At 70.1% G+C, this 12,919-nt stretch carries 11 protein-coding genes; 6 read left to right on the top strand and 5 right to left on the bottom strand.

Annotated elements, in window-relative coordinates:
* The 3 genes from ACIPQB_RS14565 to ACIPQB_RS14555 form a co-directional block, all read right to left on the bottom strand.
* Positions 1–795 (bottom strand): HAMP domain-containing protein (locus tag ACIPQB_RS14565; RefSeq protein WP_446485953.1); only part of this gene is annotated, 795 nt, incomplete at its 3' end.
* A 225-nt stretch (positions 796–1,020) separates the two neighbouring features.
* A complete protein-coding gene (locus ACIPQB_RS14560) occupies positions 1,021–1,947 on the bottom strand; it encodes a tyrosine recombinase XerC (protein ID WP_446485952.1) in 927 nt (308 codons plus the stop codon).
* Between the two features lie 166 nt (positions 1,948–2,113).
* Positions 2,114–2,794 carry a DUF484 family protein gene (locus tag ACIPQB_RS14555; RefSeq protein WP_446485951.1) on the bottom strand — a complete coding sequence of 227 codons (681 nt, stop codon included), beginning with the start codon at positions 2,792–2,794 and terminating at the stop codon, positions 2,114–2,116.
* Positions 2,795–2,941: 147 nt separating this feature from the next.
* Between ACIPQB_RS14555 and ACIPQB_RS14550 the strand changes: the two genes are divergently transcribed.
* Positions 2,942–5,104, top strand: a complete 2,163-nt coding sequence (locus ACIPQB_RS14550) for a primosomal protein N' (RefSeq protein ID WP_446485965.1) — start codon at positions 2,942–2,944, stop codon at positions 5,102–5,104.
* Positions 5,105–5,108: 4 nt separating this feature from the next.
* On the opposite strand, the gene ACIPQB_RS14545 is transcribed toward ACIPQB_RS14550, so the two are convergent.
* On the bottom strand, positions 5,109–6,677 hold the full coding sequence (locus tag ACIPQB_RS14545; RefSeq protein ID WP_446485950.1) for an MDR family MFS transporter: 1,569 nt from the start codon (positions 6,675–6,677) through the stop codon (positions 5,109–5,111).
* 121 nt (positions 6,678–6,798) lie between these two features.
* Positions 6,799–7,578 carry a TerC family protein gene (locus ACIPQB_RS14540; protein WP_446485949.1) on the bottom strand — a complete coding sequence of 260 codons (780 nt, stop codon included), beginning with the start codon at positions 7,576–7,578 and terminating at the stop codon, positions 6,799–6,801.
* Between the two features lie 121 nt (positions 7,579–7,699).
* On the opposite strand from ACIPQB_RS14540, the gene ACIPQB_RS14535 reads away from it, so the two are divergent.
* The 5 genes from ACIPQB_RS14535 to ACIPQB_RS14515 all read left to right on the top strand — a co-directional run bounded on the left by ACIPQB_RS14535 (position 7,700) and on the right by ACIPQB_RS14515 (position 12,882).
* Positions 7,700–8,797 (top strand): acyltransferase family protein, encoded by a 1,098-nt coding sequence (locus ACIPQB_RS14535; RefSeq protein WP_446485948.1) that lies wholly within the window; start codon positions 7,700–7,702, stop codon positions 8,795–8,797.
* 67 nt (positions 8,798–8,864) lie between these two features.
* Positions 8,865–9,557, top strand: coding sequence for a CHAP domain-containing protein (locus tag ACIPQB_RS14530; RefSeq protein WP_446485947.1), 693 nt, complete (start codon positions 8,865–8,867; stop codon positions 9,555–9,557).
* Positions 9,558–9,608: 51 nt separating this feature from the next.
* Positions 9,609–10,568, top strand: a complete 960-nt coding sequence (locus tag ACIPQB_RS14525; protein WP_446485946.1) for a magnesium transporter CorA family protein — start codon at positions 9,609–9,611, stop codon at positions 10,566–10,568.
* 66 nt (positions 10,569–10,634) lie between these two features.
* On the top strand, positions 10,635–11,873 hold the full coding sequence (locus ACIPQB_RS14520; protein WP_446485945.1) for a pentapeptide repeat-containing protein: 1,239 nt from the start codon (positions 10,635–10,637) through the stop codon (positions 11,871–11,873).
* A 100-nt stretch (positions 11,874–11,973) separates the two neighbouring features.
* Positions 11,974–12,882: an alpha/beta fold hydrolase gene (locus ACIPQB_RS14515; RefSeq protein WP_446485944.1), complete on the top strand. Its 909-nt coding sequence runs from the start codon at positions 11,974–11,976 to the stop codon at positions 12,880–12,882.
* Positions 12,883–12,919: the final 37 nt, after the last annotated feature.

The raw sequence follows: 12,919 nt of genomic DNA, 5'->3' as shown, positions 1-12,919 counted from the left end.
GGCGGTGCGCAGGGCCACGGCGTTGTCCTTGAACACCTGGACCGAGCGGGCCATGGCGCCGACCTCGTCCTTGCGCGCGACGCCGGTCACCTCGACCTCCACCGAACCCTGGGCCAGGGTTTCCATGCTGCGCGACAGCCGGGTCAGCGGGGCGGAGATCTTCGAGCGCCCGATCCACAGGGCGAAGATCAGGGCGGCCGCCGAGGCGATCACGCCGAAAAGGATGGTGATGATCGCGCCGTTCGCGGCGTCTTGGCGCGCCTTGGCCACCATGGCCTGGGTTTCCCGGTTGTGGCCTTCGACCCAGGCGACCGTGTCCTTGGTCAGGCTGTCGATCTCGGGATCGATCACGCCCATCATCATCACCGCGGCTTCATTGGCGTTCTGCAGGCCAAGATCGGCGCCCTGACGGGCGTCGCTGTGGATCCGTTTCAGCCGAGCGCGGAAGCCGGTCAGCGTCTTGGCCGAAGACGGGTCGGCGGCGATCGCCTGGTCGAGGTAAGCGTTGCCCTTGGCGAAGGCGGCGTCGAGGTCGCGCGAACCAATCTGCGCCTCCTGCGAGTTTCCGTCGTTGGCGACCGTCCGATAGGCGCCGTAGCCGATGGTGGCCACCTGGCGATTGAACCGGGAGGTCGCCAGTTCCGTCGGCGCGCGCTGCTCGACCAGGACCCGGGTCGCTGCCTCGATCTTCTTGGACTGCCAGACGCCGACGCCGACGCAGGCGAGCGCGACCGTGGTCAGGACGATCGCTGGCGTCAAAACCTTGGTGGAGATTTTCAAGTCGTCGAATTTCATGGTCGCCCCCGCACGTCGCGCTCTCCTGACCACTAACCGGTCTGTCCAGTAAAGACGTGGTTAAGGCCAAGGCCTTGGCGGGCGATCGCGTCGCCATGCCGCATGAGATTTCACCCTAGGGCGGCGCGCTGCAACTACAGGGCATCGGCGGATGACCCATTAGGCGAAGAGTTCTCTTTACAACTCTCTAAGACCAGATCGCCTTCTCTTGAGAATACGGTCGCCTCAAGCTCGCGGATGGGCTTTGCCATAGGCGGCCAGCAGGCCGGCGGCGTCGACCTGGGTGTAACGCTGGGTGGTCGACAGCGAGGCGTGGCCCAGCAGGTCCTGGATCGATCTGAGGTCGGCGCCCGCGCCGAGCAGGTGGGTGGCGAACGAGTGGCGCAGGGCGTGCGGCGTGGCCCGGTCCGACAGGCCTAGTCGGCCACGCAGGGCCTGCATGGTCGCCTGCACATGGCGGGGCGACAAGGGACCGCCGCGCTTGGCGCGGAACAGCGCCTCGTCCGGGGCCAGCACGAAGGGCAGGGCCGCGACATAGGCGTCCACCGCCTCGCCCACCGCGTCCAGCACCGGCACGATGCGGGTCTTGCCGCCCTTGCCGGTGATGCGCAGGCTGTCGCCCAGCGGCGCGTCGCGACGGGTCAGGGACAGGCCCTCGGAAATCCGCAGGCCGCAGCCCCACAGCAGGGTCAGCACCGCCGCGTCGCGGGCGGCCTCCCAGTCTTCGCGGTCGGGGTCCAGGCCGATCTCGGCGATCAACCCGTGGGCCTGGTCCTCGGACACCGGCCGCGGCGTCCCGACCTTGAGCCGAGGCCCCCGCACCAGGCCGATGGCGGCGTTGGACGTATCCAGGCGGCGGTCGAGATAGCGGTGGAAGCTGCGGATCGACGACAGGCTCTGGGCCAGGGAGCGCGGCGACAGGGCGTGCTCGCCCTCCCGGCGAAAGGCGAGATAGGCCCGCAGTTCGGCGGCGGCGACATCGCCCAGATCGGCGACCGACAGGCTCTCGCCGCGATGGCGCTCCAGGAAGTTCAGATAAGCCAGGACGTTGTCGCCATAGGCCCGCACCGTGCGCGGCGAGGCGCGGCGTTCGTGGGTCAGGTGCTCCAGCCAGGCGGCGAGGGCCTGGCGGGCGGTTGCGGGCGCAGTCATCTCCTCCCCCCTGAAGCGCAGCGCAGCGGGGGAGGTGGCGCGATACGAATATGCATCGTGACGGAGGGGGCGTCGAAGGGCGGGGCGGTGGAGGCCGGCGCGCCCCCTCCGTCACGACGCTGATAGCGTCGCGCCGCCTCCCCCGTGTCACGGGGGAGGAGAAGCATTACAGAACTGGCCAACGCTCGGCCGTGCGCTCGACGACGCGGGCCAGGAACGACACCAGCTCGGTCCCCATGTCGGCGGTGAAGCCGGCCGAATCGGCCGAACCGAAAGCCAGCAGGCCTTGGCGCGACGGCTCCCACAGGGCCAGGCGGACCAGGGCCATGCTGCGGATGGAGTCGAGCCGGTCGCCGAACAGGCCCAGGGCCGGGGCGTGGAAGCCCATGCGGGCGACGCCGTGGTCGCCCATGATCATGTCGATCTGGCCTTCGATCAGGGCGTGCCACCCGGCCGGCACCCGGGCCGGGCCTTCCAGCACCACCACCCCGGCCGCGAGGCCGAAGCGCAGGGCGGCCATCTCGTCGACCCGCCGGGCCAGGTCGGAATGGTTGCGGGCGTCGAGCAGGTCGATCACCGCCGCATGGGTCTGGGCCTGGGCCGAGAAGTTGGCGCGGGCCGTGGCCTCGATCTCGCGGCGGACGATCGCCTCGCGCTGATGGGCGGCGCTGACCCGGGCCAGGGCGGCGGGCCCGAAGTCGATGACATTGCCGGCGTCGGGACGCAGGCCCAGGTCGCTGAGCAGGTCGGGGTCCTGGTGCAGGAAGTCCGGCTCGGCCCGCAGGAAGTCGCGAACGGCGTCGGCGTCGACCGGATAGGGAAGCACCGCCTGGGTCGCGTCGGTCATGGTCGCTCTACTCCACTGGTCTGCCTGAAGGCCGTGCTTGGATGAAGCCCTAAGTCGGTTAACAGCGGCTTGATGCGGCGACGACGCGTCCTCTCGACCTGGGGACGTTTCCGGGGCAGAACCCGATTCCTCTCCATGTCCGGTCCCATGCCCCGCATCGCCTCCGTCCTGCTGCCCATGCCGCTGCCAGAGGCCTTCGACTACGCCGAGCCGGAGGGCCTGGACCTCATCGTCGGCGACCATGTCGCCGTGCCGCTGGGGCCGCGGGTGATTCGGGGCGTGGTCACCGCCCTGCGCGACGGGGCGGGCGGCAACCGGCCGCTGAAGCCGGTGCTGGAGCGGCTGGACGACCCGCCGCTGCCGCCGGGCGTGCTGGCCTTCGTCGACTGGGCGGCGCGCTATTCGGTCGACCTTCCCGGCTGGCCGCTGGCCATGGCCCTGCGCGGCCTGCGCCATCCGCCGGCCAAGCCCGACAAGGCCCTGGTTCTGACCGGAACCGAGCCGGCGCGGATGACGCCGGCCCGGCTGAAGGTGCTGGCCGCCGCCCGGGCCGGGCCGCTGGCGTCCGGCGCCCTGGCCGCCGCGGCCGGGGTCTCGGCCGGGGTGGTCAAGGGCCTGGTCGACGAGGGCGCCCTGGCGGTGACCTGGATCGCGCCCGACGACAGCTTTCCCCAGCCCGACCTGTCGCTGCCGCCCCAGACCCTCAATCCCAGCCAGCGGGCCTCGGCCGACGTGCTGGGCGAGATGCTGGCCGCTGTCGGCTTCCAGGCGGCCCTGCTCGACGGCGTAACCGGCTCGGGCAAGACCGAGGTCTATCTGGAGGCCGTGGCCGCCGCCTTGGCCGCCGATCCGGCCGGCCAGGTGCTGATCTTGCTGCCCGAGATCGCCCTGACCCAGGCGGTGATCGCCCGCTTCGAGCAGCGGTTCGGCGTCGCCCCGGTCGAGTGGCACTCCGGCGTGTCGCCGCCCCGGCGCCGCCGGGCCTGGGAAGGCGTGGCCACCGGCGCGGCGCGGATCGTGGTCGGTGCCCGCTCGGCCCTGTTCCTGCCCTTCAAGGCCCTGCGCCTGGTGGTGGTCGACGAAGAGCACGACGGCTCGTTCAAGCAGGAGGAGGGCTTCATCTACCAGGCCCGCGACCTGGCCGTGGCCCGCGCCAAGATCGAGGGCGCGCTGGTGGTGCTGGCCTCGGCCACCCCGTCGCTGGAGAGCCTGTGGAACGCCCAGGCCGGCCGCTATCGCTGGCTGCGGCTGAGCGCCCGCCACGGCGCGGCCCAGCTGCCCGACATCGACCTGATCGACATGCGCGAGACCCCGCCGGAGCCGGGCCGCTGGCTGTCGCCGCCGCTGGTCAAGGCGGTGTCGGTCGCCTTGGCGCGCGGCGAGCAGGCTCTGTTGTTCCTGAACCGCCGGGGCTATGCGCCGCTGGTGCTGTGCCGGGCCTGCGGCGAGAAGATGAAGTCGCCCGACACCGACAGCTGGCTGGTCGAGCACCGCTATACCGGCCGCCTGGTCTGCCACCTGACCGGCTTTTCGATGAAGAAGCCCGAGGCCTGTCCGCATTGCGGGGCCAAGGACAGCCTGGTGTCGATCGGTCCTGGGGTCGAGCGGGTCGAGGAGGAGGCCCGCCACCTGTTCCCCGACGCCCGGGTGGCGGTGTTCTCGTCCGACACGGTGATGGACGCGGCCGGGGCGCGGGCCCTGGTCGACAGCATGGCGGCCGGCGAGATCGACATCCTGGTCGCCACCCAGGCCGCCGCCAAGGGCCACAACTTCCCCAACCTGACCCTGGTGGGCGTCGTTGACGCCGACCTGTCCTTGCGCGGCGGCGACCTGCGGGCCGGGGAGCGGACCTTCCAGCTGCTGGCCCAGGCGGCCGGGCGGGCCGGACGGCATGAGAAGCCGGGCCGGGCCCTGTTGCAGACCTATGCGCCCGAACATGGCGTGCTGCAGGCCCTGAAGGCCCAGGACCGCGACGCCTTCGTCGAGGCCGAGATGGCCATGCGCCAGGAGGCCGGCCTGCCGCCGTTCGGACGACTGGCGGCGGTGATCGCCTCGGGACCCGACCCCGTGGCGCTGGAGGCCTATTGCAACGCCCTGGCAGCCGCCACGCCCAACGCCGAGGGGGTGGAGGTGTTCGGCCCGGCCGACGCGCCGTTGGCCTTGGTCCGCGGCCGCCGGCGCAAGCGGTTCCTGGTCCGCGCCGACCGCTCGGTGGACCTGCAGGGCTTCCTGGCCGCCTGGCGGGCGAGGGCCAAGGTTCCCAATTCGGTGCGGGTGGTGTTCGACGTCGATCCGTACAGCTTCCTCTGAGCGGTCAGGCCGGCTCCTTCTCCAGCACCGGCTGCACCGGTTGCCGGCCCCGCAGCGGCAGTTCGGGGATCATCAGGATCATCGCCAGCGCCGCGGCGACCACCACCAGGCCGGCGGTGAAAACCCCGGTGATCGCGTGGGTCAGGGCCAAGGCCAAGCCCGGGTCGGCATGGCGAGCCGCGCCGGTGGCGGTGGCCCTCAGGGCCAGGCCCTGCAAGGCGCCCAGGTCCAGGCCCTGGCCTTCGTGGGCTAGGCGATGGGTCAGCAGGGCTCCGAACATCGCCACCCCCATGGTCGCGCCGATCTGGCGGAAGAACTGGCCGGTGCTGGTGGCCACGCCGATGTCGCGCACCTCGACGGCGTTCTGGCTGGCGACGTTGAACAGGCTCTGGCCGGGGCCCAGGCCCAGGCCGACGATCGCCATCCGCCAGCAGAGGTCGGGCAGGGTGGTGTGGACGGTCACCCGGCTGAGCAGCCAGATGCCGACCAGCAGCAGCACCCCGCCGGCGATCATGAACGGCTTGTAGCGGCCGATCCGGCTGACCATCTGGCCGGCAAGGGTCGAGGTGACGATCAGACCGGCCATCAGCGGGAGCATGGCCAGGCCGCTGGTCGTGGCCGGCACGCCCAGGCCCAGCTGCAAATAGAGCGGCAGAAAGGTGATCTCGCCGAGGAAGGCCATGGAGACCAGGAAGCTGGCCAGGTTGGCGATCGTGAAGACGCGGTTCCTGAACAGCCGCAGCGGCAGGATCGGATTGCTGACCCGCTGCTCGACCAGCAGGAACACGACCAGCGCCGCGGCGGCGAAGGCGAACAGGCCCAGGCTCTGGGGCGAGCTCCAGGCGAAGTTGTGGCCGCCCAGGCTGAGGACCAGCAGCAGCGGCACGAAGGCTGCGACCAGCAGCAGGGCGCCGACATAGTCCACCGTCCCCGAGCGCCGGTGTTGCAGCGGCGGCATCTTCACCAGGATCATGAACAGCGACAGCAGCGACAGCGGCAGGTTGACGTAGAACACCCAGCGCCAGCCGGCCACGACATGGGCGCCGATCTGCACCGTGCCGTGGTCGGTGAAATAGCCGCCGATCGGCGGTCCCAGCACGCTGGCCAGGCCGAACACCGAGCCGAAGATGCCGGCGAACCGGCCCCGCTCGCGCGGCGGATAGAGGTCGGCGATGATCGCAAAGGCGGTGGTGAACAGCGCCCCGCCGCCGACGCCCTGCAGGGCCCGGAAGACGATCAGCTGCACCATGCCGCTCATGCCCAGCAAGGGGCCGAACTCGCCCGACAGGCCCGACAGCCACGAGCCGGTCAGGAAGACGGCGATGCCCGACAGCAGCACCGGCTTGCGGCCGTAGATGTCGCCCAGCTTGCCCCAGATCGGCACCATCACCGTCGAGGACAGCAGGTAGGCGGTGGTCACCCAGGCATAGAGCGTCAGGCCGTTCAGCTCGGCGATGATCCGCGGCATGGCCGTGGAGACCACCGTCTGGTCCAGGGCGCTGAGCAGGAAGACGATCATCAGGGCGGCGAGCGTGAGCCGGCGCTCGGTGTCGGTGAAGGTCTGGGTGGTCATGGGGTGTACGTCCACGGGCGTCATCGCCCGCGGCGTGCGGGCGACCCAGGCGGGTTGCAAAGCAAGAACGTGGCCTATGCGGCCTGGGTCCCCGCGACAAGCCGGGAATCGAGGTCCGGGACTATTCTTTCTTCGTCCCCTTGCGGCGCGACAGCATGTTCAGCCCCTCGACCCCGGCCGCGAAGGCCATGGCGGTGTAGATGTAGCCCTTGGGCACATGGGCGCCGAAGCCCTCGGCGATCAGCACCGTGCCGATCATCAGCAGGAAGCCCAGGGCCAGCATCACCACGGTCGGATTGTTGTTGATGAAATTGCCCAGCGGGTCGGCGGCCAGCAGCATCAGGGTCACCGCGACGATCACCGCGATGATCATGATCGGCAGGTGCTCGGTCATGCCCACGGCGGTCAGGATCGAGTCGATCGAGAACACGATGTCGAGCAGGATGATCTGCACGATCGCCCCGCCGACGCTGGAGATCGCCGCGGTCTTGACGTCCGGCGCGGATTCGTCGGCGTCGGGATCGACGCTGTGGTGGATCTCCTTGGTGGCCTTCCAGATCAGGAAGGCGCCGCCGGCGATCAGGATCAGGTCGCGCCAGGAGAAGGCGGTCTCGAAGGCCGGCTCGCCGTGGGCGCCCAGCGGGCCGACGATCCCGAGGTCGAACACCGGATGCACCAGGCCGACGATGAAGGCGATCGTCGACAGCAGGGCCAGCCGCATGATCAGGGCCAGCGAGATGCCGATCCGCCGCACCCGCTGCCGGTGATCGGGCGGCAGCCTGTTCGACAGGATGGAAATGAACACCAGGTTGTCGATGCCGAGCACGACCTCCATGACGATCAGGGTGACCAGGGCGGCCCAGGCGGCAGGGTCCGCGGCGAGGTGAAGGAGTTCGTTCATGGTCCCGATCTAAGGTTGTCGGCGGGAAATTGTTAGCCCTGGCCTCGTGGCTGTTTGTCGGCGCCGTCCTTGCAGAACGCGCAACGAGAAGCCTGAGCGCTTTCGATCTGGAACGCTGGACATGCCCGACGCCGCCAATATCAAGCCGCTGACCGCCCTGCGGTTCTTCGCCGCCTTCTGGGTGGTGCTGTATCATTATTGGCCCAACCTCTCGACCTCCGCCCCGCCGGCGATGATCGCCAAGGGCTATCTGGGGGTCGAGGCCTTCTTCACCCTGTCGGGCTTCATCCTCTGCCACGTCTATCTGCAGGGCTTCGGCCAGGGGAAGTTCCGCTATGGCGACTTCCTGTGGAACCGGCTGGCGCGGGTCTATCCGCTGCATCTGGTCACCCTGGCCGGCGTGGGGCTGATGGCCTTCGCGGCCGGCGTCGCCGGCATCTCGGTCGATCCCAACATGCTGGCCTGGCAGGCCCTGCCGGCCAATCTGCTGCTGGTCCAGGCCTGGGGCTTCGCGCCGGTCTCGGGCTGGAACCATCCGTCCTGGTCGATTTCGGCGGAGTGGTTCGCCTATTTGAGCTTTCCGGCCTTCGCCTACGCCGCCTGGCGGCTGCGGAACCTGCCCTGGCTGGCCGTCGGCCTGGCCCTGGCCCTGGTCGCCGCCCTCTATCCCGCCTTCCAGGCCCTGGCCGGCTTTCCGCTGACCGAGGCGACCATCCGCTGGGGGGCGCTGCGCATCGTGCCGTGCTTCGCCTATGGCTGCGCCCTGCACGCCCTGTGGCGCTCGGGGGCGGTTTCGGGCCGCTTCAGCGGCCTGGGCGCCTGCCTGGCGGGCGCCGCGGTGCTGCTGGCCGTACATTTCAAGGCGCCCGACCAGATCATCGTCATGACCCTGGGGGCGCTGATCGTCATGCTGGCGGGCCTGGCCGCGGCGGGGTCCCGCTTCGGGACTCAGGCCCCGCTCGTGTATCTGGGCGAGATCAGCTACTCGACCTACATGATCTGCATTCCGTGGAAGATCCTGGCGGTCAATGCCATGCTCAAGCTTCTGAATATCGAGGGCGACCAGTTGCCGTTCTATGCTTGGATCGCGGTGGTGCTGGCCCTGGTTCCGCTGTCGGCGGCGTCCTACCATATCGTGGAAAAGCCGGCCCGCGAGCGGATGAAAGCTTGGGCGAAGGGCTGGCGCGAGCGACGCCCTGCCACAGCTGGCGCCCAATAAACAGACTTTTCATCTCTGTCTGTCAGGGTTATCCCTTAGCCCAGTGTCGCGGGGGAGTACCCACAGCATGACGAAACGGACGAGAACCCTTTGGGGTTCCCTGGCCGCCGCCGCCATGATCAGCCTTGCGCCGATGTCCGGCGCCATGGCTGACGGGTACTGGCAGTGCGTCCCGTTCGCGCGTCTGATGTCGGGCATCCAGATCTTCGGCGACGCCCGCACCTGGTGGAGCCAGGCGATCGGCAAGTACGAAACCGGGTTCGTACCGCGGGCCGGGGCGGTTCTTTGCTTCAAGCCCACTGCCCGCATGAATCTCGGCCACGTCGCCTTCGTCAGCCAGGTGTTGACCGACCGGGTAATCCAGGTGACCCACGCCAACTGGTCGATCATCGACGGCGACCGCGGCCAGGTCGAGAAGGACGTCACCGTCGTCGATGTCTCGCCCCAGGGCGACTGGAGCGAGGTCAAGGTCTGGTATGATCCGATCCGCGACCTCGGCTCGACCGTCTATCCGACCCACGGCTTCATCTACCAGAACGCCCAGGCCACCACGATCGCCGCGGCGACCAGCAAGCTGGCCCTGGCCCAGAACGCCGCCGTCTCGCTGGCCAAGTCCGCCGCCAACCAGGTCGCCGCCTCGGTCCGCGCCAGTTCGCCGCTGGACATGATCAACCAGGCCGCCGATTCGACCGACCGCATCGCGGCTCTGATCCAGGCCTCCCAGGCCCCCGACGCCGACAAGACTCAAGCCGCGCGTTGACGACGGCCCCGCTCTGGGTCATGCCCGGCGCGTGAACCAGACGGTCTTCCCATGCTGAGGGTGCTGCGCCACGGCGCGCCGGGCTTCGAGCCGGGCGGCCTGACCGCCGACTGGCGGCTGGCCGACGACGCCGTCTGGATCGAACTGGTCAATCCCACCCGCGCCGAGGAGGTGGCGGTCGAGAAGTCCATCGGCCTGCTGCTGCCCACCCGCGAGGAGATGGCCGAGATCGAGGCTTCCTCGCGCCTCTACCAGGAGGACGGCGGCACCTTCATGACCGCCACCGTGCTGGTCAACGCCGACAGCGACCTGCCGACCGCCGCCCCGGTCACCTTCGTGCTGACGGGCGCGCGGCTGGTGACCATCCGCTATGTCGAGCCCAAGGCCTTCGCCGTGTTCGCCGCCCAGGCCGAGCGCCAGCCCAGCCTGTGCCCCAGCGGCGCCCAGACCTTCCTGGGCCTGCTCGACGCGGTGATCGACCGCACGGCCGACATCCTCGAGCGCACCTCCAGCGAGGTCGAGGCTCAGTCGCGGATCATCTTCGGCCGGCCGCGGGGCGCGGCCTTCGAGGCCATCCTCAACCGCCTGGGCCGGGCCCAGATCGTCAATTCCAAGGCCCGCGACAGCCTGGTCAGCCTGGCCCGCCTGCTCAGCTTCGCGGTGCTGGCCGAGCAGTTCACTGCCGACAAGGAACTGCGCGACCACCTCAAGTCGCTGCAGCGCGACGTCCAGTCGATCACCGACCACTCCGGCTACCTGTCGGGCAACATCACCTTCCTGCTCGACGCGGCCCTGGGCCTGATCAACATCGAGCAGAACGCCATCTTCAAGATCTTCTCGGTGTTCTCGGTGATGTTCCTGCCGCCGACGCTGGTGGCGGGGATCTATGGCATGAACTTCGTGCACATGCCCGAACTGGCGTGGCTGCACGGCTATCCGTTCGCCCTGTTCCTGATGATCGTGGCGGCCGGCGTGCCGCTGCTGTGGTTCAAGCGCCGCGGCTGGCTGTGATCTTCTGGGTAAACGGAACGTTTCCTTAAAGCTGAGCTGCGAGCTTCAGCGAAAAGAGCCCGTTCCATGCCCGCCCTCGCGTCGTCACCGCAGCCCAGCCTGATCCGCACCCTGTCGCCGCGCGCCCTGCGGGCCGCGGTCGAGGCGCATGGCCGCTATCTGAAGGGCCTGCCGGCGGGGACCCGAGCCAATCTGTCCTATGTCGATCTCGACAACGTCAATCTGGAGGGCGTCGACCTTTCGGAGGCCGACCTGACCGGCGCGCGGCTGGCCGGGGCCCTGCTGGCGCGCGCCGTCCTGACCCGCGCCACCCTCTATGGCGCCGATCTGCGCGACGCCGATCTGCGCCAGGCCAAGCTCTCTCGCTGCGACCTGCGCGGCGCCTGCCTGCGCGGCGCCAATCTGAGCGGCGCGGACCTGTCGGCCTGCGACCTGCGCGAGGGGGTGATCGCCACCCATAACCCGGCCGAAGGCTTCAGAATCTTCGAACACCGCACCCGCCACGGCGAGCTCGACTACGCCCTGGCCCGCGGGGCCAAGCTGACCGGCGCCCAGCTGGGCGGCGGCTTCGCCCGGGCCGCCGACCTGACCGACGCCGACCTGACCGGCGTCAGCCTGCAGGGCGCGCGGCTGAACCGGGCGACGATGAACGGCGCCGATCTGACCAAGGCCGACCTCTACAACGCCGACCTCAGCGGCGCGGCCCTGCGCCGGGCGGTGCTGGTCGGCGCCGACCTGGTCGGGGCCAGTTTCGAGGGCGCGGACCTGACCGAGGTGCTGCGCGCCCCGCCGCCGCTGATCTATGTCGACGACGCGCCGCTGCACGAGATCCTCGAGGCCCACGAACTCTATGTCGCCTCGCAGGGCCGCGACGGCGCGGCGGCCAAGATCGCCTCGGTCGATTTCCGGCCGCTGAAGCGGCTGAAGGGGCGGCGGCTGAGCGGCCTGTGGGCCCCGGGGGCGATCCTGTTCGGCATGGACCTGGAAGGCGTCCAGCTGCAGGGGGCCAATCTCGCCGAGGCCGACCTGCGCGGTGTCAATCTGCGCGGGGCCGACCTGCGCGGCGTCCGCCTGGTCGGCGCCCAGCTGGCCCGGGCCGACCTGAGCGGAGCCCAGCTAGGGCCGTTGACCATCGCGCCAGGCCGCGTGCTGCGCGCCGACCTCAGCCGCGCCGTGCTGCGCGGCGCCAACCTGACCGGGGCCAGCGCCCGCCGCGTGCGCCTGATCGACGCCGATCTGGTCCGGGCTGCGCTCGACGGCTGCGACCTGACCAGCGCCGAGCTGCCGGAAGGATTTGGGGGCTAAACCGCCAGCCACGGTCTTCGCCGATTTGCGGCGGTCGCATGGACGGCGGGGCCGCGCGCGCCTAACTTGGGTCAGGACGGCCGCAGAGGAGCTTTCGCCGATGGACGCCGCCGTTTTCCGCGATCCTCGACGGCTGTTCATTCCCATCGCCAGCCGGGCCGGGGCCGGCGAAATGGCGGCCCTGGAATTTGGGCCCACCGATCGTCCGGTCGACGTCGTCTTCGTCCACGCCAACGGCTTCAACGCCCAGACCTATCGCGCCCTGCTGGCCCCGCTGTCGGCCGGGCTGCGGGTGCTGGCGGTCGACCAGCGCGGCCACGGCTCCAGCCGCCTGGCGGCCGACCCGGACGGTCGCCGCGACTGGCTGGATCTGCGCGACGACCTGCTGGCCCTGCTGGCCGCTCTCGACCAGGGGCCGGTGCTGCTGGCCGGCCATTCTATGGGTGCGACCGTCAGTCTGCTGACGAGCGTCGCCGCCCCCGACGCCGTGCGCGGCCTGGTCATGGTCGATCCGGTGATCATGCCGCGGATTCTGGGCTTCTACGCCCGCCTGCCGTGGACCTCGGGCGCTCTGTGGAAGCGCCTGCCGATCGTCCAGGGGGCTCTGCGGCGGCGGGCGGTGTTCGACAGCCGCGAGGCCGCCTTCCTGGCCTATCGCGGCCGCGGGGCGTTCAGGACCTGGCCCGAGGCGATGCTGGCCGACTATGTCGGCGGCGGGTTCAGGGATCGTCCGGACGGCAAGGTCGAGCTGGCCTGCGCCCCCGCCTGGGAGGCCTCCAACTTCGGCGCCCAGGCCCACGATCCCTGGCGGGCCTTCGCCCGCCTGCGCCGGCCGGCCCGGATCCTCAAGGCAGAGCAGGGCTCGACCGCCCATATCGGCGACGGGACGCGGCTGATGCGGCGCAACCCGTTGATCCGCGTCGAGACGGTGGCCGGGGCCAGCCATTTCCTGCCGATGGAACGCCCCGACCTCGTGCGCGAGGCGATCTTCGAGATGGCGACCGGATAGAGCTTCGCCCGTCCAGGCCGGCTCGCGATGGGGAGGC

Source organism: Caulobacter sp. LARHSG274 (assembly GCF_052871235.1).
Note: the sequence above shows the minus strand (reverse complement) of the source record. Positions and strands in the feature narration are given on the sequence as shown.